This is a genomic window from Trinickia sp. Z7 (assembly GCF_056498045.1).
The window spans coordinates 39,745-61,548 of record NZ_JAUEQW010000018.1 but is presented as its reverse complement, the minus strand read 5'-3'; the positions used below and the strand labels follow the sequence as shown (position 1 = coordinate 61,548).

The 21,804-nt window shown below is 64.9% G+C and carries 21 protein-coding genes; 2 read left to right on the top strand and 19 right to left on the bottom strand.

The genetic code is table 11. The annotated features are described in order from the left end of the window. Nucleotides 1-17: 17 nt before the first annotated feature. The 12 genes from nusB to QQS38_RS22915 all read right to left on the bottom strand — a co-directional run bounded on the left by nusB (nt 18) and on the right by QQS38_RS22915 (nt 11,033). The gene (gene nusB / locus QQS38_RS22970; protein ID WP_277430067.1) at nt 18-455 is read right to left on the bottom strand and encodes a transcription antitermination factor NusB; all 438 of its coding nucleotides are present in this window, start codon (nt 453-455) and stop codon (nt 18-20) included. Then, complete coding sequence (gene ribH, locus QQS38_RS22965) at nt 452-958, bottom strand: 6,7-dimethyl-8-ribityllumazine synthase (protein ID WP_479647650.1); 507 nt, start codon at nt 956-958, stop codon at nt 452-454. Before ribH ends, nusB begins: the two co-directional genes overlap by 4 nt. A 42-nt stretch (nt 959-1,000) precedes the next feature. Next, nucleotides 1,001-2,131 (bottom strand): bifunctional 3,4-dihydroxy-2-butanone-4-phosphate synthase/GTP cyclohydrolase II, encoded by a 1,131-nt coding sequence (gene ribBA, locus QQS38_RS22960; protein ID WP_479647649.1) that lies wholly within the window; start codon nt 2,129-2,131, stop codon nt 1,001-1,003. A 30-nt stretch (nt 2,132-2,161) separates the two neighbouring features. After that, nucleotides 2,162-2,569 carry an ExbD/TolR family protein gene (locus QQS38_RS22955; RefSeq protein ID WP_479647648.1) on the bottom strand — a complete coding sequence of 136 codons (408 nt, stop codon included), beginning with the start codon at nt 2,567-2,569 and terminating at the stop codon, nt 2,162-2,164. After that, on the bottom strand, nt 2,569-3,324 hold the full coding sequence (locus tag QQS38_RS22950; RefSeq protein WP_479647647.1) for a MotA/TolQ/ExbB proton channel family protein: 756 nt from the start codon (nt 3,322-3,324) through the stop codon (nt 2,569-2,571). The genes QQS38_RS22955 and QQS38_RS22950 overlap by 1 nt, the downstream gene beginning before the upstream one ends. A 25-nt stretch (nt 3,325-3,349) precedes the next feature. Next, nucleotides 3,350-4,108 (bottom strand): energy transducer TonB, encoded by a 759-nt coding sequence (locus tag QQS38_RS22945; RefSeq protein WP_479647646.1) that lies wholly within the window; start codon nt 4,106-4,108, stop codon nt 3,350-3,352. Beyond that, the gene (locus QQS38_RS22940; RefSeq protein WP_479647645.1) at nt 4,105-4,791 is read right to left on the bottom strand and encodes a PepSY-associated TM helix domain-containing protein; all 687 of its coding nucleotides are present in this window, start codon (nt 4,789-4,791) and stop codon (nt 4,105-4,107) included. Before QQS38_RS22940 ends, QQS38_RS22945 begins: the two co-directional genes overlap by 4 nt. Beyond that, a complete protein-coding gene (locus QQS38_RS22935) occupies nt 4,788-5,471 on the bottom strand; it encodes a Fe2+-dependent dioxygenase (RefSeq protein WP_479647644.1) in 684 nt (227 codons plus the stop codon). Before QQS38_RS22935 ends, QQS38_RS22940 begins: the two co-directional genes overlap by 4 nt. Before the next feature lie 79 nt (nt 5,472-5,550). Further along, nucleotides 5,551-7,800 carry a TonB-dependent receptor gene (locus QQS38_RS22930; protein ID WP_479647643.1) on the bottom strand — a complete coding sequence of 750 codons (2,250 nt, stop codon included), beginning with the start codon at nt 7,798-7,800 and terminating at the stop codon, nt 5,551-5,553. A gap of 363 nt (nt 7,801-8,163) precedes the next feature. Beyond that, nucleotides 8,164-9,366: an ammonium transporter gene (locus tag QQS38_RS22925; protein WP_479647642.1), complete on the bottom strand. Its 1,203-nt coding sequence runs from the start codon at nt 9,364-9,366 to the stop codon at nt 8,164-8,166. Between the two features lie 288 nt (nt 9,367-9,654). Next, entirely contained in the window at nt 9,655-9,810 is a 156-nt protein-coding gene (locus tag QQS38_RS22920; protein WP_479647641.1) for a hypothetical protein, read from the bottom strand. A gap of 56 nt (nt 9,811-9,866) precedes the next feature. Beyond that, entirely contained in the window at nt 9,867-11,033 is a 1,167-nt protein-coding gene (locus tag QQS38_RS22915) for a DUF4382 domain-containing protein (RefSeq protein ID WP_479647640.1), read from the bottom strand. Nucleotides 11,034-11,471: 438 nt separating this feature from the next. Here QQS38_RS22915 and QQS38_RS22910 point away from each other — a divergent pair, with 438 nt between their 5' ends. Further along, the gene (locus QQS38_RS22910) at nt 11,472-13,160 is read left to right on the top strand and encodes a purple acid phosphatase family protein (RefSeq protein ID WP_479647639.1); all 1,689 of its coding nucleotides are present in this window, start codon (nt 11,472-11,474) and stop codon (nt 13,158-13,160) included. A 58-nt stretch (nt 13,161-13,218) separates the two neighbouring features. Here the strand turns inward: QQS38_RS22910 and QQS38_RS22905 are convergent, their stop codons facing one another. From QQS38_RS22905 to QQS38_RS22875, 7 genes are read right to left on the bottom strand one after another with little or no spacing between them, the layout of a single operon-like run. Continuing rightward, nucleotides 13,219-13,488: a CcdB family protein gene (locus QQS38_RS22905; RefSeq protein ID WP_479647638.1), complete on the bottom strand. Its 270-nt coding sequence runs from the start codon at nt 13,486-13,488 to the stop codon at nt 13,219-13,221. A gap of 37 nt (nt 13,489-13,525) precedes the next feature. Then, nucleotides 13,526-15,082 carry a UxaA family hydrolase gene (locus tag QQS38_RS22900; RefSeq protein ID WP_479647637.1) on the bottom strand — a complete coding sequence of 519 codons (1,557 nt, stop codon included), beginning with the start codon at nt 15,080-15,082 and terminating at the stop codon, nt 13,526-13,528. Continuing rightward, complete coding sequence (locus tag QQS38_RS22895; RefSeq protein WP_479647636.1) at nt 15,082-15,999, bottom strand: SMP-30/gluconolactonase/LRE family protein; 918 nt, start codon at nt 15,997-15,999, stop codon at nt 15,082-15,084. The genes QQS38_RS22900 and QQS38_RS22895 overlap by 1 nt, the downstream gene beginning before the upstream one ends. Before the next feature lie 52 nt (nt 16,000-16,051). Further along, the gene (locus tag QQS38_RS22890) at nt 16,052-17,080 is read right to left on the bottom strand and encodes an ABC transporter permease (RefSeq protein ID WP_479647635.1); all 1,029 of its coding nucleotides are present in this window, start codon (nt 17,078-17,080) and stop codon (nt 16,052-16,054) included. Further along, nucleotides 17,077-18,018: an ABC transporter permease gene (locus tag QQS38_RS22885; RefSeq protein ID WP_479647634.1), complete on the bottom strand. Its 942-nt coding sequence runs from the start codon at nt 18,016-18,018 to the stop codon at nt 17,077-17,079. Before QQS38_RS22885 ends, QQS38_RS22890 begins: the two co-directional genes overlap by 4 nt. Then, nucleotides 18,015-19,550: an ATP-binding cassette domain-containing protein gene (locus QQS38_RS22880; protein WP_479647633.1), complete on the bottom strand. Its 1,536-nt coding sequence runs from the start codon at nt 19,548-19,550 to the stop codon at nt 18,015-18,017. The genes QQS38_RS22885 and QQS38_RS22880 overlap by 4 nt, the downstream gene beginning before the upstream one ends. A 47-nt stretch (nt 19,551-19,597) precedes the next feature. After that, a complete protein-coding gene (locus QQS38_RS22875) occupies nt 19,598-20,527 on the bottom strand; it encodes a substrate-binding domain-containing protein (RefSeq protein ID WP_479647682.1) in 930 nt (309 codons plus the stop codon). A gap of 365 nt (nt 20,528-20,892) precedes the next feature. On the opposite strand from QQS38_RS22875, the gene QQS38_RS22870 reads away from it, so the two are divergent. Beyond that, nucleotides 20,893-21,633 (top strand): GntR family transcriptional regulator, encoded by a 741-nt coding sequence (locus QQS38_RS22870; protein WP_479647632.1) that lies wholly within the window; start codon nt 20,893-20,895, stop codon nt 21,631-21,633. The last annotated feature ends 171 nt before the right edge of the window (nt 21,634-21,804 follow it).

Sequence of the window (21,804 nt, the reverse complement as noted above, 5' to 3'; positions counted from 1 at the left end):
GGGCAACCGGCTGGGGTTCAGCGGTTGGCCCGGCCTGCCTGTGCTTCCGTGGCCCGCAATTGCAAGGCGAGCTTGTCGAGCACGCCATTGACGTACTTGTAGCCGTCCGAGCCGCCGAATGTTTTCGCGAGCTCGACGGCTTCGTTGATGACGACGCGATACGGAATCTCGACGTGATGCTTGAACTCGAACGCGGCCACGAGCAATACCGCCCGTTCGACGGGCGAGAGTTGCTCGATGGGACGGTCCAGGCACGGTACCAGATCGGCCGAAAGCGCTTCGTTTTCGCGGATCACCCCGTGCAGCAGCGCATCGAGGTGTTCGTGATCGGCCTTGTCGAAGCCTTGCGCCCCGCGCAGCTGGGCGTCGATTTCACCTGCGGGCGCGCCCGACAGCAGCCACTGGTACAACCCCTGCGTGGCCAGTTCGCGGGAACGTCGACGGGCGCTCTTCATGCCTCGTCCTCTTGTTCTTCGTCTTCGTCCTCATCGCCGCCCAGTTGCTCGAGCGCGACCGACAGATTCGCCATCTCGACAGCCACGCGTGCGGCGTCGCGGCCCTTTTCGGTCATGCGGGCGACGGCTTGATCGTCGGTGTCGGTCGTCAGCACGCCGTTGGCGACGGGAATGCCGAAGTCGAGCCCGATGCGGGTGACGCCCGCCGCGCTTTCGTTCGAAACGAGTTCGAAGTGATACGTTTCGCCGCGGATCACGGCGCCGAGCGCGATCAACGCATCGAACTGACCGCTTTCGGCGAGCTTTTGCAAGGCGAGCGGAATTTCGAGCGCGCCTGGGACAGTGACGAGCAGGACGTCTTCGCCGGCGATGCCGAGGCGCTCGAGCTCTTCGATGCAGGCGTCGACCAAACCGTTGCAGACGGGTTCGTTAAAGCGCGATTGCACGACGCCGATGCGCAGGCCGTCGCCGTCGAGATTCGGTTGGTATTGTCCGATTTCCATTTGGAGGTCCGTAGAAAGTGGGGGAGAGGCGCTCGCGTGCGATTATGCGCCAGGCTGGGCGCTCGCGCCCGGCATCGGCACGAAACCCGTCACTTCGAGGCCGTAACCCGACATGCTGCCGAGCCGGCGCGGATTCGACAACACCTGCATTTTGCCGACGCCCAGTTCGCGCAAGATTTGGGCGCCGACGCCGTAAGTCTTGAAGTCGACGGGCCGCCGCTTGAGCTGCGCCGCTTTTTCTTCCTCGTCGAGCGCCTTGAACACGTCGATCAGGTGATCCTTCGTATCGCCGCAGTTCAACATGACGATCACGCCCAGGTCGCGCCGCGCGATGTCCTTCATCGCGGCATCGAGCGTCCACGAATGAGTGGAGGTGCCGACTTCGAGCAGATCGAGCACCGATAGAGGCTCGTGGACGCGCACCGGCGTTTCGGTGTCGGGCGTGGGCGTGCCGCGCACGAGAGCAAGGTGTGGCGAACCGCTCGGCCGATCCTGATAGAGGATCGCGCGAAACGGGCCGTGCGCCGTTTGCATCGTGCGCTCGGCGACGCGCGTGACGATCGACTCGGTGCGGCTGCGATAGTGGATCAAATCGGCGATCGAGCCGAGCTTCAGGCCGTGCTGCGCCGCGAACTCGATCAAATCCGGCAGGCGCGCCATGGTCCCGTCATCCTTGATGACCTCGCAGATCACGGCCGCCGGCGTGAGCCCGGCAAGCGCCGTCAGATCGCAGCCGGCTTCGGTGTGTCCCGCGCGCACGAGCACGCCGCCGGGCTGCGCCATGATGGGGAAGACGTGCCCCGGCTGCACGATTTGCTCCGGCCGCACGTCGTGCGCGACGGCGGTGGCGATCGTGCGGGCGCGATCGGCCGCCGAGATGCCGGTCGTGACGCCTTCCGCCGCTTCGATGCTGACGGTGAAAGCCGTTCCGTATTGCGTGCCGTTTCGGTACGTCATGAGCGGCAGGTTCAATTGCTTGCAGCGCTCTTGCGTCAGCGTCAGACAAATCAGGCCGCGACCGTAGCGCGCCATGAAATTGATCGCTTCCGGGGTGACGAAATCGGCCGCGAGCACGAGATCGCCTTCGTTTTCGCGATCTTCTTCGTCGACGAGGATCACCATCCGGCCGGCTTTGAGCTCGGCGATGATCTCGGGGGTGGAGGCGAGGGACATGTCGTTGATGGTTTCGAGAAAGGGCGTATTTTACTGCACCGGCGCCGTCAACACCGCGAGCTTTACCACGCCCACCCGTTGGAGCGCCGCCAGGACTTTCGCGACTTTGCCGTATGGCGTGCCTTCGTCGCCTTGCAAAGTGACGGGCGCCGCGGGTTGCCGAGCATGCAGTCGCGCGAATTCGGCATCGCGCGCTTCGGGGGCGACGCGGCGTTTGTCGATGAAGACATTGCCGTCTTTGTCGACGCTGACGGTTACCGGGCGCTCGGGCGCGCTCGCGGTGGCGTCGGTCTTGGGCAAATTGACGCGGATCGCATTGTTCAGCAGCGGCGCGGTGACGATGAAGGCGACGAGCAACACCAACATCACGTCGACGAGCGGCGTGATGTTGATTTCGCTGACGACGTCGTCCTCATCCGATTGAGTCGAGAAGGCCATTATGCGAGCGCCTCCCGCGCGATTTCCCCGCGAACCGGCATGGCCGATGCGCCCGCGGCGCCTTGACGCTGCTCGGCGCGAAGCATGAAACCGCGATGCTCGGCAAGCGCGAGCAGATCGTTGGCGAAGTCGTCCAGGTCGGCGTTCTGCGACTTGCCGCGGCGTACGAAGAAGTTGTACGCGAGCACGGCCGGCACGGCCACGGCGATGCCCACACCGGTGGCGACGAGTGCTTCGCCGATCGGCGCCGCGACGACGTCGATGCTCGCGGACGCTCGATGCGAGATGGCGCTCAACGCGTGAATGATCCCGAACACCGTGCCGAACAAACCGACGAAAGGCGCCGTGCTGCCGATCGACGCGAGCACGGCCAGTCCTTTCTCCGATGCGCGACGCGCTTGGCGGATACGCTGGGCGAGCGCACGTTCGCAACGCTCCTGGTGGTCGCGGCGCGGCTCTCGTTCTTGCGCTTGCACGACTTGGATCGCGTGCGACGCGGGCGCGAGGGCCAGCGCTGCGAAAAACGCAGAGGCCACTTGCGCCTTCGGGCTGTGGGGCGCGGCCGCTTCGCTCGTGCGCGCGGCGGCCGCTAGATCGCTAGCCTGCTCGAACGAGCGCTCGTAGCGGCGATCGGCACGGCCGGCGCGCACCGCTTGCAGCGTTTTGAGGATGATCAGCGCCCAGCTAGCCACGGAGAAGGCGAGCAAGATCCATAGCGCGATGTGGGCGATGGAAGCGGCGGCGAGTTCGGACATGATGAAGTACTCCTTCGAACGTGAATCAATTCAGACGAAAATCGAGCGGCACGTCGACCCATCCGTCGATGGGGGCCGCGCCGCGTTTGGCGGGGACGAAGGTCCATTGGCGAACGGCGGCGAGTGCGGCCTTGTCGAGCACGTCATGGCCGCTCGACGCATGCAATTGCACGCCGACGGGATGTCCTGAGGCGTCGACGTGGACGCGCAGCACGGCGCGTCCCTCCCAGCCTTCTTCTTGCGCCGATTGGGGATAGCGCGGCGGCGGATTGTTCAGATAGGCGGCGTTGCCGATCGGCGGCGTCACGGCCGGTTCCGGAGCCGGCGCAGGCACGGCTGAAGCGGCGCTCGGGGCGGCCGGCGCCGGCGTGGCGGGCGCGGGCTGTGCCGATGGTGCGTTCTGAACAGGCGCCGCCGAAGGCGACGGCGCGGCGGCCGCGGGGGGAGGGGGGACTGCAGGACGCGATGGACGCGGCGTTGCTTGACGCGTGCGCTCGCGTGCCGCGGGTGCGGCAGGCGCGGGCGGTTGCGCGATGGGCGCGGGTGCAAGCGACGGTTTCGGTTGCGCCGGAGCGACCACTTCGATCGAGACAGGCGGAACGACGGGTGGTATGTCCGCTTGCTTCGGCTCGAAGTGGCTCGCGAGGGCGACGAGCGCCGCGCCGTGCGCGAGCACCGATGCACTCCATACGGCTACGCTAGCGGCACGCCCGCGGCCCGCATGCGCGGACGCGAGCGTGGGACGATGCTGCCACTGCGGTGCTGTTCCGGGCCGGGCGCTCATGCGAGTCCCGCCCAGATGGCCAACGCGAGCGAACCGGACACGAGCACGACGGCAAGCGTCTTCGTTCGATGCAACTGTGTCCAGAGCAATACGCCCGTTAGCGACAACAATACGAGCGAACCGGCGATCGTATCGATCAGCAGCACCCACCCCACGCCGAGCCCGACGCCCCGGTGCAGATTCACCAGCGTGGCGACGAATGCGTTTTCGCTGCGTTTGAGCGTGACGAAATCGTTGCCCATCCAATACTCGGCCATGACGTTTTCGTTCGGCGCCGAAAACATCAGTTGCCAGTGCTCGGGCTGCATCGCGTCGTGCGCACCCCATGAAACGCGATGCGCGGGTTCGTGCTGTATGCGGCCGAGCCGCCCGGTCAAGGCGTATTGCTCGCGCAGCCAAGCCGCGAGCGCCTGCGGCGTTGCCGGCGCCGGGTCGGGCAATTTCGCCTGCACGGTCGAAACCCGTGGGGCGCCGGTCGAAATCCGCAGCGGCTCCGCGCGATGGTTGAGCACGAACCCCGTGACGCCGAACAGCATGCCGAGGGCCGCGCCCCAGAGTCCGACCCAGCCATGCACGTGACGCAGCCACTTGATGAAAGTGGCGCGCCGGCCGCGCTTCGAGCGTGGTTCTGCCATGCCGGAGTGAACTACGCGCAGCGGTGGGGGGGCTTCGGAGACGGTCATGGTTCGCTCCAGAGGCGCAAGAGATTGTGATAGCAGCCGACCAGATCGCGTCGCGCGATCTCGTCCGCTTCGGTTGCGTTCAGGCGTTGAATCGCGTTGTCCATATCGAAGAGCAGGGCGCGCTGTGCGTCGCTGCGCACGAGGCTTTGCACCCAGAAGAAGCTGGCGACGCGCACGCCGCGCGTGACGGGCGTCACGCGATGGACGCTGGTGGCCGGATAGACCACGAGGTCGCCCGCCTGCAGCTTCACGGCGTGCGCGCCGTAGGTGTCCTCGATCACGAGTTCGCCGCCGTCGTATTCCTCGGGCGCGGACAGGAACAGCGTGGCGGATACGTCGGTGCGCAGCTTGACGCCGTTCGGAAGCAAGCGCACGGCGCCGTCGACATGATTGCCGAACGTCATGCCCGCTTCGTAACGATTGAACAGCGGCGGGTAGACCTGATTCGGCAGCACGGCGCTGATGAACAACGGATGCCGCTCGAGCGCGGCCAGCACGGCATCGCCTAGTTCGCGCGCGATCGGCGAATGCTCCGCGAGTTGTCGATTGCGCTTGAGCGGTGCGCCCGAATAGCCCGCGGTTGCACGGCCGTCCACCCATGCGTCGCCCGCGCCCTCTAGCCGGCTGCGCACGATTCGTAGTTGCTCGGCGTTCAACACGCCCGGTATGTTCAGCAGCATGGTGTTCCTTTCCTCGGAAGCCGCCTAGCGAACGAACGCGCGGGTAGAGCGCGCGCCGTGCACGTGGCGGCCGCTTTCATCAAAGCCGATATTCGAGCGTGGCGAGCAGCGTGCGGCCGACGCCCGGCACGGAGCGGCCGCCGTCCGACTGAATCAGCGCGTCGTAGTAGAACTTGTTCGTCAGATTCAGCAAGTTCAAGCGCACATCCCATCGCTTCGCGTGGTACGCGGCCATCGCATCCCAGCGCGTATAGCCGCCCACCTGAACGTAGTTCGTATTCGCCGCATAGCGCGCCGACATATAAGTGGGGCCCCCGCCGATCTCCCAATGCGGCGTGAGGTTGTACGCGGTCCATAACGTCAAGGTATTGCGCGGCGTATTGGCCGGCACGTGACCTTGTGTGCCGTCTGCCGCTCGCAGAATGACCGCGTTCATGTACGTATAGCCGCCGAACACCTGCCAGTTCGGCGAGAGATGACCTGTGACGCCGGCTTGGTAGCCGCGAACTCGAATGTCGCCTTGCAGCGTGTATTCGGTTGCGGACACTTGCGTGCGCGCATTGTCTTTTTCCTGCTGGAACAACGCCGAGGTGAGTGAAAGCTTGCCGCTGAGCAAATCCCACTTGCCGCCGATCTCATACGATTTCGTATGCTCGGGCGCGAGGTTTTGCGTGAGATTGGTGACGGTTAGCGCTTCGAGCGAGGGGTCGAACGAGGTGCCGTACGAGAAGTAGTAGGACTGCCACTCGGTGGGCTGATAGATCGCCCCGCCGCGCACGCTCGTGAAGTAGTTGGTTTGCGCCGCATAAGCCGGCGCGTTGACGGTATTGCGGATGTGCGCTTGAAAGCGATCCCAGCGGACACCGCCGATGAGCTTCCAGTGCTGTCCGATCGAGATCGTGTCGTTCAGATATGCCGCCAGCGAGGTGGCGCCGGAATCGGCACGGTTGCCGGCTGCTTGCGTGACGTTCGAAGGCGTAGCCATATATACGGGGTCGACCAGCGACACGACCGGCATGTGATTGCGCGTATAGGCTTGATTGCCGTAGCTGTCGTGGCCGATCTCGGCGCCCGCGATCAAGTCGTGGCCGATCGACCCCGTGTCGAATCGATAACGAACCATCGTGTCGTTGTACAGCGAGTGATTCTCGATCACGCGGTCGTGACTGGCCAACTGCACGTAGAGCGCTTCGAGCGGCAGGCTCGTGTAGTTGCCGTTCGAAAGCGCGGTGCTGCTGGAAAGCGGCCCGGTGAGCACTTTGGCTGCCGCGGTTTCGCGCGCGTCCGTCATCGAATGAGAGAAGCGCGTTTGATTCGACAGCGAGAGCGCATCGGAGACTTTGTGCTCGATGCGCGCCGTCAGCGTTTGGACGTCCTGGATCGTTCGATCGTCGGTCAGGCCGTAATACGTGTGCATGGACGGCGCAAATGGGTGCCCGTCGATCGATTGCACGCCGTAGTCGGGCATGTCGTAGTTGTGCTGAATCAGCGCGGACAACGTGATTTCGGTGGGCGTGCCTATTCCGAAGCGAATCGACGGCGCAATGCCGTAGTCCTTGCTCTTCATTTCGTCGCGCGTCGAGCCGAGCGACTGGCCGAAGGCGTCGATGCGAAAGGCAGCGGTATCCGTGAGCGGGCGGTTCAGATCGACCGCGGTGCGGTAGCGATCGTTCGTGCCGAGCGTCGTGGAGATCTCGCCCGAAGCTTTCAGTGTGGGCCGCTTGCTGACTTGATTGATCACGCCGCCGGTCGAGCCGCGGCCGAACAGCATCGAGGAGGGGCCGTACAAGACCTCGATCGATTCGAGGTCGAACGTGTCTCGATAGTACTGATTGCGATCGCGAAAGCCGTCGAGATAGATGTCGTTTTGCGCCGTGAAGCCGCGCAAATTGATGTTGTTGCCGATCTGGCCGCCTTCGGCGCCGCCGATCGTGATGCCGGGCGCATTGCGCAAGCTGTCTTGGAACGACGTTGCCCCTTGCGATCTCATCAGCGCTTGGTTGATGACGGTGACCGATTGCGCGATGTCGCGCAGCGCGGTGGGCGTTTTCGCACCGACGGTGGAAGTTTCGCTGTGGAAGTCGTTGTGCAGAGCGTTGCCGCCGACTTTGACCGCGGGCAACGTCGCGACGGGCGAGGCGCCGGGGTCCGTCTTTGCCTGCTTGGCGGCGGCCGTGTCGCCGGTCGTGGCTGCGGTGTCGGCGCGCGGCGGGCCACTGGGAGTGGCGCGAGCCGATGAAGCTTGAGCATGTGCGGCGAGCGGAAGCGCCGTGACGTGTAGCGCGAGTGCAAGCTTGAGCGCGCGCGCAAGCGGCGTCTTGGTCAGCATAAAAACCCCCTGTGTCGATCGCGGCGCCCGTTCTGGCTGCGGCGGGCGCTCTTGTTACGCGGCTGCGTGGTTTGGACTGCGGTCGTGATTATAAATGCAAATGAGAACGATTAGCATTAATAATTTGGGATGCAACGAGGCGCGTTTGAAACGCCGGGAGACCGATCGTCGGCTGGAAGGGGAACGTGCGGCGGGCGAAGACGGCTGAGGTTCGTGGCTGCGGAAGGCGGCCGAGGAAGGCGGCCGAGGAAGGTGGCCGAGGAAGGTGGCCGAACGCGAGCGCGGCGCACCCGCCGCTCGCGCGCCGACGTCGCATGGTGCGAGTCGGCGCGGCGCCGCGCGTGGCGGCGCGCGCGAACGGCCCTATGCCACCGTTTCGCGTTCGGGCGTGGCGCTGATCTTGTGGATCGATAGGTCGGCGCCGTCGAATTCGTCTTCGTCGTCGAGCCGAATGCCGACCGTCGCCCGCAGCACGCCGTAGACGAGCGCACCACCCGCCGTGGCAATGACGATGGCCGCGAGCGTGCCGATGATTTGCGCGACGAGCGAGACGCCTCCCGCGCCACCGAGCGCGGTCATGCCGAAGATACCCGCGGCGATGCCGCCCCAGGCGCCGCACAGTCCGTGCAGCGGCCAGACGCCGAGAACGTCGTCGATGCGCCAGCGGTTCTGCACGCAGGTGAACATGTGGACGAAGAGGGCGCCCGCGATTACGCCGGTGATGAGTGCGCCGATCGGATGCATGATGTCGGACCCGGCGCAAACGGCGACGAGTCCCGCCAGCGGGCCGTTATAGGCGAAGCCCGGGTCGTTGCGTCCGGCAAGCCAGGCGGCGATCGTGCCGCCCACCATCGCCATCAGCGAATTGACCGCGACGAGCCCGCTGATCTTGTCGAGCGTCTGCGCGCTCATCACGTTGAAGCCGAACCACCCGACCGCCAGTACCCAAGCGCCTAAGGCGAGGAATGGAATATTGGACGGCGGATGTGCTGCGATACGCCCGTCGCGTTGATACCGCCCGCGTCGGGCGCCGAGCAGCAGCACGGCGGGCAGTGCGACCCAGCCGCCGAACGCATGCACGACGACCGAGCCGGCGAAATCATGAAACTGCGCGCCGAACGTCGCGGCCAGCCAGCTTTGCAGACCGAATCGGCCGTTCCAGGCGATCCCTTCGAAGAACGGGTAGACGAAGCCCACCAGAACGAATGTGGCGCAAAGCTGCGGGTTGAACTTGGCGCGTTCGGCGATGCCTCCCGAGACGATCGCGGGGATCGCGGCGGCGAACGTCAGCAGAAAGAAGAACCGCACGAGGTCATAGCCGTTGCGCTGTGCGAGCGTCGCGGCATTGCCGAAGAATTGAATGCCGTATGCGATCGTGTAGCCGATGAAGAAGTAGGCAATCGTCGATACGGCGAAATCGACGAGAATTTTGACGAGCGCGTTGACTTGGTTCTTCTTACGGACCGTGCCGAGTTCCAAGAAGGCGAATCCGGCGTGCATCGCGAGCACCATTGTGGCGCCTAACAGGAGGAACAGCGTATCGGCGCCCGATCTCAGCTCATTCATGGTTTGGTTGCGCGCAAAAAAATAGGCGCAGAACGCAAGAAGCGTACCAAACGCGGGAATTGCTGCTTGTATTTTGGGCGGAACGAGCGCAGATGGGGCGTTGCGCACCTTCATGGGTCGCGCGACACGCAGGCGGATCCAAGCACGTATGCCCTAGGTTAGTGCCTTTGATGCACGCAGTTCGAGCGCACGCACTCGCCGCGAGCATCTGGATGCACCGCTACGGCTCGGCGTTACGGCAGAGGCCTTCGGCCGGCCTCGCCGCAAGCCCGTTTCTGTCACAGCCGATCAGCAGTTTCCTTTCTTGGCCTGGCCGGGCGGGCAAAAGCCGTTGCCAGGTCCGCCCTGCGGCCGCACCACTACGCCCGGTTCATCCGGCACGTACACGGCGCAGGCCGTGAGCGCATTGGAGGCGAGCGCCAAAACGATGATGAGTCTTTTCACGATTTCCCCGAGAAGGAAGGGGGCAGCGCGTGCCCCCAAGGTGGACGATGCGGTTGCTAGAACGAGAAATTCACATTGCTCTGGCTGCCAGTCGCGATGTTGACCGCGCTCGATTGCGTCGCGCCGGAAGCTGCATCGGCTTCGACTGTGTATTGACCCGCCGATGCCGCCACGGCGGTCAATGCGATGGGCAGCGCGTTGCTGTAGCTGCCGATCATCGGCGCGGCGACCGGCAAGCTCATCGTATAGGCGCCCGTGTCCAGATTGGCGTTCGCCGACCCGATCTCATAGACGGCTCCCGACACCGTCTGAAGACCGCGCAGGCTCGCGTCCGCCGACGCGGTCACCGTCCCGCTGATCGTGTTCATTGTCGATGCGGGTAGCGTGATCGGTTGGCTCGCCGTGGAAACGTGCGTCGTCGCCCCAACGACGACGGGCACCGAGGTGATGATCCCGGTCGTCTCGTTCGGTTGCGCGATCACGATGTCGTAATTGCCGTTGGTCGAACTCTGGACCAGGGTCGAGAAGAGGAAATGGCCGGTGCCGTCCGCCAGCGTGCCGCCCAGCACTTTGCCGTTCTGCTCGGCGTATACCGCGGCGCCCGCTTGCGGCGGGGCGACATAGCCGTCGATCGTTCCGGCGACGTTGGTGGGAGTGGCGGTGATGACGGGTTTGAGTGCGTACGATCCGTTACCCTGCTGGACCACGGACTTGCAGGCGTTGAAGTCGAGCACGAGGTCGACGGTCGTGTTCGCGGCCACGTCGAACGGGCGGATGATCTTCAAACCGCTTTGCGTGGCGCTCGGTGTTGCCAGCGCTTGTTCGGTGGTCGTCCCGGAAACGACGACGGAGTTAGCCGCCGTGTTGCCTTGATTCTGTGCGAGCACGAGCCGCACTTGCTGATAATGACCCGCCGGCAGCGTGGCTTGACCGAGCGTGGACATGACGCCGTTCGTCAGCGCGAGCAGATCGACTTTTTGCGGTGCGGCGGGGGTGATCGTCGTCCAGCCCGCATCGTTGTCGCCGGCGCTGGAGCTTGCGTTGATGCGCACTTGGCTCACGGTCACATACACGTGGTCGAAGCCGCACGAGGGCGCATCGGTCATTTGAACGTTGACGGTACCGGTCGGCGTACTGCCGCCGCCGCCGCCGCCTCCACCGCACGCCGCCAGCGCGATCGATGCGCACACCGCCGAAAGCATGGCCTTACGGATGCCGTTCATGTCCCACCCCACTCGTGTTGTTTGTGATGCGAAGAATACATTTGGCGCCCGACGCTTTATCTTGCAAATTGAAACTATCCGTAACTATTACCTGATCAGTTGTAAGCCGTGCAACAAGCTGCGCGAGGTCGCCCGACCTTGCATGCCATGACGCCTCGACAAAGCGAGGGTGCGTGAGCGCAGCCCGGGCGTGGGACGGCCGCTCGCCCTTGCAACGAGGCTGACATCGAACCTTCATTCGCCGCAGCTATCGTTGCCGCACTCCATGCGTGCGACGCATGGCCTCTACGCATCAGCGACCCGGGCAATGGCCGCCCGAGTTTGCTTGCGTTCGAAGCTCGCCCCGACACGCCAATGCCTGCACCGACGCCTTCCGCCGTTTCACAGAGGCGCGAGTCGGCCCGCGCGTGGCCCAAACATTTGTGAGGCACAGACGATATGACGAAGAAGAACACGACTGCCGCATCCTCGACCGAAACGAATGCCGGTGTATCGCGGCGGGGCTTCTTGAAGCTCGCCGGCGCCTCGGGGGTCGCCGGCGCGGCCGGCGCACTCACCGCCGCTGTGAAAGCGGCCGACGCAAGCGCGGCTGCCGACGGTACCCCCGAACAAATCCATTTGACGTGGGGCGCGGATCCTACCAGTGAGGTCGTCGTGTCGTGGGCGTCGCAGGCTGCGTCTGTCCGCCCGCGTGTCACCTTTGGCGCGGATCACGGCCATAGCGAGACGGTGCATGCCGTGCAGCGCACCTACACGGACGGACTGAGCGGCGTCGTGGTGTTTGCGTACCACGCGACCCTGCGCGGATTGAAACCGAACACGACCTATCGCTACGAAGTGACGGCGGACAACAGCAGCCGCACGAGCAACCCGTTTACGGCCAGCTTCACCACTGCGCCGCGCGGACGCAAGCCGTTTCGATTCACGAGCTACGGCGATCTCGCGACGCCGAATACCGCGTGGGTCTTGTCGTCGCCCCAAAGCCGTTTCGCAGTCGAAGCCGTCGAGCGCTTCCAACCGCTGTTTCATTTGCTCAACGGCGACCTGTGCTACGCGAACCTGAATCCTGCCCATCAAACCGACGTGTGGCGCGACTTCGGCAACAACAATCAAACGTCCGCGGCGAACCGCCCGTGGATGCCGTGTCCCGGCAACCACGAGCTCGAGTTTCATAATGGTCCGCAGGGGCTCGATTCGTACCTGACACGCTATGCGTTGCCCGAGAACGGCACCCGTTTCCCGGGGCGTTGGTACGCGTTCCAGGTGAGTTCGGTGCTGTTCATCTCGCTAGATGCCGACGACATCGTGTATCAAGACGCCGCTGCGTTCGTCGCGGGCCCGGCGCCGCTCGTGCCGGCGGCAAGCACGGGCAACGCGCCGATCCAGCCCGGTACTTCGCTCTATGTGCGCGGCTATAGCAACGGCGAGCAGACGCGCTGGCTCGAGAAAACGCTGCGCCGCGCGGTCGACGATCGTGACATCGACTGGATCGTCGTGCAGATGCATCAAGACGCGTTGAGTTCGTCGAAGACCGGCAACGGTTCGGACAAAGCGCTGCGCGAAGCGTGGCTGCCGCTGTTCGAGCGCTACGGCGTCGATCTCGTGCTCTGCGGGCACGACCACGATTACGAACGCAGCTATCCCGTGTGCGGCTGCTTCCGCCACATGGGCACCGACCTCGCGACCGGCGAGCGCGTCGACACGTTGACGCCGCGACCGGTGCGTCATGCGCAGCAAGGCGCCAATACGTTCGACATGAGCCGCGGCACGATTCACCTGATTCTCGGCGGCGGCGGCACGAGCGCGCCGCTCGACGTGTACGGTGTCGATGCGGGTACCGGCAACCCGCAGGCGAAGGTCTTCACGAAGCCGAACCGGCCGATACCGGGCAAGACCGAAGGCACCTTCGTGCGCGCGCCCGCCGATGCGGTGGAAGATGCCGTGTGGTCGGCGCAGCGCGACACCGGCACGGGGTATGGCATCGCGGTGTTCGACGTGGACCCTGGCGAGCACGGCGGCAAGACCACGATCACGATGAACTATTACCATGCGCCCGGCGCGGATCAAGCGCCGACGGGCGAGTATGAGCTGTTCGAGACGGTCACCTTGACGAAGCGGCGCCGTTGAGGCCCGGCGCGCTCCCCTCGTCTTGTCGATGAGGTGGGCGCGATCTTGCGCGGCGAACTCACCATCCGCCAAATAGTCGTTCCAGCGCCGATATGATTTCGTCTTGCCGATGTACGAGTGAGCTAACCGGCTTGGTCAACGCAATTCGTGGAACTGCAGCGAGCGTCGGGGTATCGAGCATGCACTCGATACCCTCGACGACGAACACGGGAATCAGATCGGGCGGAAGCGGTACCGGGGTCATCCGGTCCAATCGGCGTAGCGGTATGACCACGCGGGTCGCCAATCCGGACAGATGATTGCCTTGGGCGTCGACGACATAAGGCACACCCGGATGACGTCTGTAAGAAAACTCCCCGCCGCCCTCACATAATCGCCCCCAACTGCCAAGGCACGAATTCGTTCTGCCCGTAGCCGTGGCGTTCGCTTTTCGTGCGCTGTCCCGATGCCGTCGCGAGCATGAGTTCGAAGATCGCCGAGCCGACCTGTTCGACGCTCTGCTCGCCGTCCGCGATGGTCCCGCAGTTCAAGTCGATGTCCTCTTGCTGGCGGTGCCACAAGGTGCTGTTCGTGCCGAATTTCAGCGAGGGCGCCGGCGCGCAGCCGTAAGCGGAGCCGCGTCCCGTCGTAAAGCAGATCAAGTTGGCTCCGCCGGCCACCTGGCCCGTCGCGGATACGGGATCGTAGCCGGGCGTATCCATGAATACGAGCCCGCTCGCGCGCACCGGCTCTGCGTATTCGTAGGTTTCGACGAGTTGCGTGGTGCCGCCCTTCGCCACGGCGCCAAGCGACTTTTCGAGGATCGTCGTCAACCCGCCTGCCTTGTTGCCGGCCGAAGGGTTGTTGTTCATGTTCGCGTTCATCCGCGCGCAATAGTTCTCCCACCAACGCAGCCGCGCGACGAGCTTTTCGCCGACCTCGCGCGAGGCGGCACGGCGCGTCAGCAGGTGCTCGGCGCCGTAGATCTCGGGCGTTTCGGAAAGGATCGCCGTGCCGCCGTGCGCCACCAGGCTGTCCACGGCCGAACCGAGCGCGGGGTTGGCCGTAATGCCCGAATAACCGTCCGAGCCGCCGCATTGCAGCCCCACCATCAGATGGCTCGCGTCCACCGGCTCGCGCGTCACACGGTTCGCCTGCGGGAGCAGCTCGCGCACGCGTTCGATGCCCGCGGCCACCGTGCGGGCCGTTCCGCCGGTTTGTTGGATCGTCATCGTCGCGAGTTGCGCGCTACGTTCGAGATGCTCCGTCTCGACAAGGGCATCGATTTGATTCGTTTCGCAGCCGAGCCCGACGATCAGTACTGCGAAGAAGTTGGGATGCCTTGCATAGCCCGCGAGCGTACGCCGCAGTACGGCGATCGGCTCGCCTTCGGAGGCCATGGCGCACCCTTGTGCGTGCGTGAGCGCAACCACGCCATCCACGTTCGGGAATGCTTCGAGCGCCTCGGGATGAATGTCTCGGCGGAAGTGATCGGCAATCGCGCGTGCGACCGTGGCCGAACAGTTGACCGTGGTCAGAATGCCGACATAGTTGCGCGTCGCGATGCGGCCGTCCGCACGACGAATGCCTTCGAAGGTCGCGCGCTGCGCAGCACGCGGCGTCTCGTGCGCGTCCACGCCGAACGCATAATCGCGCTCGAACTCGCCCATCGAAAGGTTATGCGTATGGACGTGCTCCCCGCATCGGATCGGGCGGCTCGCGAAGCCGATGATCTGCCCATAGCGGCGTACCGGCGCGCCCGGTGCGAGGTCGCGCACGGCGACCTTGTGGCCGGGAGGGATGAGCCCGGCGACGCGATGCTCGGCGTCGAGCGGCGCGCCGGGCACCAGTTGTTCGCGCGCGAGCGCAACGTCGTCGCGCGGATCGAGCAGAATCAACGCGCCGGAAAGCTGCGGTGCACAGGGTCGATTGTCGGGGTTCATCACTGGCCTCCCGCATAAGCGCCGCGCACGCCGACATAGATCGAATACACAGACGTGCTTGCCGCGATGAAAAGCCGATTGCGCAGCGGCCCGCCGAAGACGAGATTGGCTACGGTTTCGGGAACGAGGATCTTGCCGAGCAAGGTACCGTCGGGCGCATAGCAATGGATGCCGTCGCCGGCGCTGGTCCAGACGTTGCCGTGCTCGTCCACACGCATGCCGTCCGGCACACCCGGCGCGACTTCAGCGAAAACGCGCCCGTTGCGCAAGCGCCCGTGCGCAGCGACGTCGAATACCCTGATATGGTGCGGGCCATTCTCGATATGCGATGCGCCGGAGTCGGCTATATACAGTCGCGCTTCGTCCGGCGAGAACGCCAGGCCGTTCGGCTTCGCGAAGTCGTCGGCCACGCGCTGCACCGCTCCGGTTTCCGGCGCGACGCAGTACACGTGACAGGCACCGATCTCACTCGGCGCTCGATAGCCTTCGTAGTCGCCCAGAATGCCGTAGTCCGGATCCGTGAACCAAACGGAGCCGTCCGAGTGCACGACCACGTCGTTCGGCGAATTGAACCTGCGGCCGTCGTGGCGGTCCGCGATCACGGTGATGCGGCCATCGTGCTCGGTGCGCGTGACGCGGCGCGTGCCGTGCTCGCAGCTCACGAGCCGGCATTCTCGGTCCAGCGTGTTGCCGTTGCTGAAGTTCGAGTTCGCGCGGAACACGCCCGTGCCGATGCCCGGCACCCAGCGCATCATACGGTTGTTGGGGATGTCGCTCCACACCAGCAACTGAGCCGCCGGAAGCCACACGGGTCCCTCCGCCCACATGCAGCCGCCCGCGAGCTTTTCGAACTGCGCGTTCGGCTGAAGCAGCGCGCGAAAGCGTGCATCGTGAACCTCGTATTCGTTTGAATTCATCCTTGTTCCTGAAGTGACTTGATCGCGCCCGTCGAAAGCGCCGAAGCGGCGCTCACTGCCGCGCTTTGCGTCCGCTCGCGACGACGACCGCGATGATGAGCACGCCATAGACGATCGAACGTATGCCGGCGCCCGCGCCTACCGCATTGAGCATTGCATTCGTGAGATACAGGAATAGCGACGCGCCCCATACGCCGGCCACGGTGGCTTTGCCTCCGGCGACTTGGGTGCCGCCGATCACGACGACCGCCACGGAGATCAACATGTATTCGACGCCCATGTCGAGCGCGGCGCCGCCCGAGACGGCCGCTAGCAGCAGCCCGGTCAATGCGGCGATGATCGCCGCAAGCACATAGGTCACACAGCGCACGCGTTCGACTTGCACGCCGGCGAGCCACGCGGCCCGCGCGTTTTGCCCGAGCGCCGAAAGTGCGCGGCCGAACACGGTTCGATGCAGCACGAACGCCAGCGCTAGCGACAACGCCAGCGCGAGCCAGGCGATCTCGGGCACGCCGATCAAGCGCGCATTCGCGAATGCTTGCAGCGCATGGGGCGGGGCAGGCATGCCGCGACTCTGCGTGATGGCGATCGACTGGACGATGAAGCTCGACGAGAGCGTGGCGATGATAGGCGGGATGCGCAGGACGCGAATCAGCACATAGTTCGCAAGGCCCACGAGCACGCCCACCGCAAGTGCGACCGCCACGCCCAGCACGATCAAATCGTCGCGGCCTTTCATCAACTGCACGCCCAACACGCCGCTCAGCACGATCGCGGAAGGCATCGACAAATCGATATTGCCGGGGCCGGCCGTGATGACGATCATCTGGCCGAGGCCGACGAGCACCATGAAAACGGCGAACACGAGCGCGGTGACCGCGACGTTGCCGGCAATCGAGAAGCCGAACACGCCGGCAATGACGAGCCATACCAGCAGCGCACCGGCGAACGACCATAGCCAGGGCGTCTCCAGCGAGCGCAGCCGCGCCGCGACATCGATCCCCACGGGCGGCTCGACCGATCCGCCGCCCGACGCTTGCACGGTCGCGGCCGTGCGGGTACCCGAATCGTTGCCGCTCATCGCCGACCTCCACGCCGTTGTTGCAGCAGCACGCGCAGAGAAAGCACGACGATCAAAATCGCGCCCTGCATACCGACCTGCCAATCCGGCGACACGTTCAGAAACGCGAGAAACGAGGCTGCCAGCGTGAGCGTCGTCGCACCCATGACCGCGCCTATCACCGAAACGCGTCCGCCGATGAATTCGCCGCCACCCAGTATCACGGCGGCAATCGACAGTAGCGTGTAGCGCAGCGCGAGATTGGCATCCGCGGATGTAGTCAGGCCGAGAAGGCAGAGCCCCGAGAGCACGCCGAAGATTCCCGCGATGCCGTACAGCAGCGCCTTGCCGCGCACGAGCGACCAGCCGAAACGCCGCATCGCGCGCGGGTTGCCGCCCGTGCCGCGCAGCCGCACGCCGAACGAAGAGCGCATCAGCAGCAGATGCACTAGCACGGCGATCAGCGTCGACCAGAGGATCGGCGCGGCGACGAAGGGCGTTTGGTACCCCATGACCGAGGTGAGCCACGTCGGGCTCGCGCCGCCCGGCGTGGGCAGCAGCAACACGGCGAGCCCGTTCCACACGAACGAGAGGCCGAGCGTCACGACGATGGAGGGAATCTGCCGGAATTCGACGAGGGCGCCCACGGCCGCATACAGGAGCACGCAACCGGCGAGCGCGGCGATGCCGACGAGCGGCCGGTCCGCCAGCACCGTCGCTCCGATGCAAGCCACCAAACTCACGAAGGGCCCAATCGACAGATCGAGATCGTTCGCGGTGATGATCGCCAGTTGCGCGAGCGTGGCGAGCACGAGCGGCACCGCAAGATTGAGCAGCAGGCCGACGCCGAAATAGCTGAACGTGGCGGGCTGCAGCAAGAAGATCGGCACCAGCACCGCCACGAGCGAGAAGGCGGGCAGCAGCGCGCGCAGCGTAGCGCGATCGAGCGTCCAGTTCATGCGGGGGCCTCCTCGAAGTCTGCGAAGCTCGCCGCCAGTAGCGACTGCTCGTTGCATTCGTCGGCGTGCAGCAATCGCGTCACCCGGCCCGCGCGGAACACGTAGGTGCGGTTGCAGTGCACGAACTCGTCGTTCTCGGTGGTGTACCAGATGAACGTGCGGCCGCGCGCGGCCTCCTCGCGCACCAGCCGGTACAGCTCGCGCTTGGTGCCGATATCGACGCCGCGCGTGGGGTCGTCCATCAGGATCAGCTGTGCATCGGATGCCAGAGCGCGCGCAAACAGCACCTTTTGCTGGTTGCCGCCCGACAGCGAGAGAATGCCCGCGCTCGATGGGGCGCCGCGTACACCGATGCGCTCCGTCCATTCGGCGGCGAGGGTGCGGGCCGCGCGGCGATCGATCATGCGCGGCAGCAGGGCGAAGGGCTTCATCTCGCGGTTCGGTGTGCGGCGAGCGCCGAGCAGCCAGCGAATGTCTAGATTCTGCGCGATCGTCCATAGCGGAAAGACGCCGTCGCGCGGGCGGTCGCCCGCCACGAATGCCACACGTTCGTGTCCTTTCGCAGCCGCCTCGTAGATCGCGAGCAAGGCCTCGCTCTGCCCTTGGCCGGCGAGGCCCGCGAAGCCGATGACTTCGCCACGCGAGGCATCGATTCGGGTCCTCGCACCCGCACCGAGCGTCCAGTTATAGGCGAGCGTCGCGCCAGTGTTACCCGTGCCGGTCTCGCGCCGCGTTGTTTGCACGACGCTCGCATCGAGGTCCTGGCCCATCGCCGCAACGATGGCGTCTTGGGTAATCGCCTCGCGCGGCAACACAGCGGCTACGCGGCCGTCGCGCATCACCAGCACGCGATGCGCCGCGTGCACGATTTCACCGAGCATGTGGCTGATCAAGATCGTCGCGATGCCGCGCTCGCCCGCTTTTCCGACGAAAGCGAGCAACTGCGCGGCGGTATGCGCGTCGAGACTCGAAGTGGGCTCGTCGAGGATCACGAGCTTCACGGGATCGCTGACCACCGTGAACGCGCGCGCGATCTCCACCATCTGGCGCTGCGTCAACGTGAGGTCCGCGATCAGTTCCTGCCCCTTCATGCCATGCCCGGGAAAAATCGCGTCGAGTTGCTCGAGCATGAGCCGCGTGGCGCGGCGCCGCCAGTCTCGGCCGCGCAGCTCCGGGTGCAGGATCGACATGTTCTCGGCCACGCTCAGGTTCGCGCAGAGCGACAACTCCTGAAACACGCAGCGCACGCCTGCGGCACGGGCCGCATTCGGATCGTAGGCCGAGACTGCGCGGCCCTCGACGGTCATGGTCCCCTCATCGGGCTGAAAGACGCCCGTGAGCACGGCCGTCAGCGTGGATTTGCCCGCGCCGTTGTGGCCGGCAATGCCGACGCATTCGCCGGATCGAAATTCGAAGCGGATGTCGGCCAGCGCTTTCACGCGGCCGAACGTCTTGCCGATTCCCTCCAGCGTGATCAGAGCCGTCGGCGCGCCTCTCGACTGCGGCTCTCCGGGGGCATGAGCGTCTTTCAATTCGTCCTCCTGCGTTTCGTTCGTCGGGCGTCGCCGGCAGCACGCGGCTATTTGGCGTCGACGATCTTCGTCACCTCATCCAGGCTGTACAGCTTGTTGGCGATGCCGCCAGGCGGCGTCTTCGCGAGTACGGCGTCGAGTTCGTCGGCCGTGACGGCCATGAGCGGCATGCGGATATCGTGCGGGAGCTTCTTGCCCGCCAGCAATTGCTGCGTGACCCAGAATGCAAAGGTCGAGCAGCCGGGCGGGATGGTTACGGAGAGCGTCTCGTAGCCGCCGTTCTTGCGCTGCTGCGCCCACCAAGCGAGCTCCTCCTGGCGATTGCCGAGGATGATGATCGGTGTGGGGCGCCCGGCTTCCTTGATGGCGTTGGCTGCGCCAAAGCCGTCGCCGCCTTGAGCGACGACGCCGTCGATCTTCGGCAGGGTCGGCAAGATGCCGGCCACCTGTTTCTGCGCGACCGTCTGCGTCCAGTCGCCGTGCACCGAGCCGACGATCTTCAAGCCCGGATACTTCTTGATTTCGTCGGTGATGCCGCGGTGAATCTCGTCGTCGACCGATACGCCGGCCAGACCTCGGATTTCAAGCAGGTTGCCTTTGCCGTTCAAGCGCTTGGCCATGTAGTCGATTTGCATGGCGCCGAGTTGATGGAAATCCACGGCGATGCGGTACGCGCAAGGTTCCGTTGCCGTGCCGTCGAAAGTGACGACGGTCACGCCTGCCGCGCATGCTTGTTTGATCACGCCATTGAGCGCGGTGGGCGAGGCCGCATCGATCGCGATGGCCTTGTAGCCTTGCAGGATCAGATTCTGGATTTGCTGCGCCTGCTCGGTGGCCTGATTCTCCGCTGTCGTGAATGTGGACGCCGCCGCGACGATGCCGGATTTGACGGCCGGATCGGCCACCTCGGCCCAGCTTTTCAGCATGGTTTGGCGCCAGCTGTTGCCGGCATAGTTGTTGGACAGCGCGATCTTCATCGCAGCGGTACCGCTGGCGGCGGCTTGCGCCTGGGGGGCGCCGTTGGCAACGAGACACAATCCGAGAACTGCGGAAGCGAGGTACGAACGCACTTGCTGTCTCCTTTTGATCTGATTGGAACGTCCACGCGTAACGCAGCGGTGCGAGAAAGCTCGAGGGGCGCACGAGGGGACAAGAAGGTCGAGCCGGTTGACGGCCTGCACCGGGTAACTAATATACTAGTTGAACGTAGGTGTGGGTGGAGTTTCTGCATGCCGCTCGATGCGCGGTTTGCCCGTGGGGTGCGTCGAAACGGCCAACGCGAGAGTCGCGCGGCCGCCAGCCCGTAGAATGATTATTTGATTTGGGTCCGTGCCCAAGGCTCATGAAAACCGACCGTAACGATCCCGAGCAGTTCATCGCCCGCGTGCTGCCGCGCGCCGTCTCTCTGAATCGCGCCCAGCCGCTGTCCGCACAGGTGTACGAACTGCTGCGCGAGGCGATCGTCACCATGGCGGTTTTGCCCTCCGAAGTGATCTTCGAGCGCGCGTTGAGTGAAACGCTCGGTGTCTCGCGCACGCCGGTGCGCGAGGCGCTGCAGCGGCTTGGCCGCGAAGAGCTCGTTACGATCGCGGCGCAATCGGGCACCTACGTCGCGCCGGTGCGGCGCGAGCAGTTCGCGGAAAGCGCATTGATTCGCCGGGTGCTCGAAAGCGCGAGCATTCGCCGCGCTGCGGAACTGATCACGGCGCGCGAGCTCGACACCCTGCACGACATTCAGGAAGTGCACCGGCGCGCGATCGAGCGGGACGACCCGGTGGAAGCGATACGGCACGACAACCGGTTTCATGCGGCGGTGGGATTGGCCGCTCGGCTGCCGAAGGTCCTGCAATTGATCGACTTGGTCAGAGCGCCCATCGATCGCGTGCGTTACGTGACGGCACGCGAGCCGGAAGAGGGCGCGATGACGCTCGCGCAGCACCAGCGCGTGCTCGACGCACTGGTCGAGCACGACCCGGACGCGGCGGAACGTGCGCTGCTCGCGCACCTCGACGACGCGCTGCTGCGTCAACAGCGCGTGTTCGACGCGCATGTCGAATTGTTCGAGGGGGAGGCGGGCCGATGATGATCGAAACCGCTGTGACATCGGTACGACGGAAGGAAAACGAATTCGGGGGGATTACCGCCCTTCGACGTAGCGCGCAATTATGTTGAGCTCGGCCGGAGATGCTTGTCCCGCAAGGTGGGTGATTTGGCCGCGTTTGCGTATACCGTCAGAAACACCGTCATGTCACGC

Bases quoted from the DNA above. Each gene is read 5' to 3' on its own strand.
- nusB (WP_277430067.1), bottom strand. From the start codon at position 455: ATGAAGAGCGCCCGTCGACGTTCCCGCGAACTGGCCACGCAGGGGTTG.
- ribH (WP_479647650.1), bottom strand. From the start codon at position 958: ATGGAAATCGGACAATACCAACCGAATCTCGACGGCGACGGCCTGCGC.
- ribBA (WP_479647649.1), bottom strand. From the start codon at position 2,131: ATGTCCCTCGCCTCCACCCCCGAGATCATCGCCGAGCTCAAAGCCGGC.
- QQS38_RS22955 (WP_479647648.1), bottom strand. From the start codon at position 2,569: ATGGCCTTCTCGACTCAATCGGATGAGGACGACGTCGTCAGCGAAATC.
- QQS38_RS22950 (WP_479647647.1), bottom strand. From the start codon at position 3,324: ATGTCCGAACTCGCCGCCGCTTCCATCGCCCACATCGCGCTATGGATC.
- QQS38_RS22945 (WP_479647646.1), bottom strand. From the start codon at position 4,108: ATGAGCGCCCGGCCCGGAACAGCACCGCAGTGGCAGCATCGTCCCACG.
- QQS38_RS22940 (WP_479647645.1), bottom strand. From the start codon at position 4,791: ATGACCGTCTCCGAAGCCCCCCCACCGCTGCGCGTAGTTCACTCCGGC.
- QQS38_RS22935 (WP_479647644.1), bottom strand. From the start codon at position 5,471: ATGCTGCTGAACATACCGGGCGTGTTGAACGCCGAGCAACTACGAATC.
- QQS38_RS22930 (WP_479647643.1), bottom strand. From the start codon at position 7,800: ATGCTGACCAAGACGCCGCTTGCGCGCGCGCTCAAGCTTGCACTCGCG.
- QQS38_RS22925 (WP_479647642.1), bottom strand. From the start codon at position 9,366: ATGAATGAGCTGAGATCGGGCGCCGATACGCTGTTCCTCCTGTTAGGC.
- QQS38_RS22915 (WP_479647640.1), bottom strand. From the start codon at position 11,033: ATGAACGGCATCCGTAAGGCCATGCTTTCGGCGGTGTGCGCATCGATC.
- QQS38_RS22910 (WP_479647639.1), top strand. From the start codon at position 11,472: ATGACGAAGAAGAACACGACTGCCGCATCCTCGACCGAAACGAATGCC.
- QQS38_RS22900 (WP_479647637.1), bottom strand. From the start codon at position 15,082: ATGAACCCCGACAATCGACCCTGTGCACCGCAGCTTTCCGGCGCGTTG.
- QQS38_RS22895 (WP_479647636.1), bottom strand. From the start codon at position 15,999: ATGAATTCAAACGAATACGAGGTTCACGATGCACGCTTTCGCGCGCTG.
- QQS38_RS22890 (WP_479647635.1), bottom strand. From the start codon at position 17,080: ATGAGCGGCAACGATTCGGGTACCCGCACGGCCGCGACCGTGCAAGCG.
- QQS38_RS22885 (WP_479647634.1), bottom strand. From the start codon at position 18,018: ATGAACTGGACGCTCGATCGCGCTACGCTGCGCGCGCTGCTGCCCGCC.
- QQS38_RS22875 (WP_479647682.1), bottom strand. From the start codon at position 20,527: ATGAAGATCGCGCTGTCCAACAACTATGCCGGCAACAGCTGGCGCCAA.
- QQS38_RS22870 (WP_479647632.1), top strand. From the start codon at position 20,893: ATGAAAACCGACCGTAACGATCCCGAGCAGTTCATCGCCCGCGTGCTG.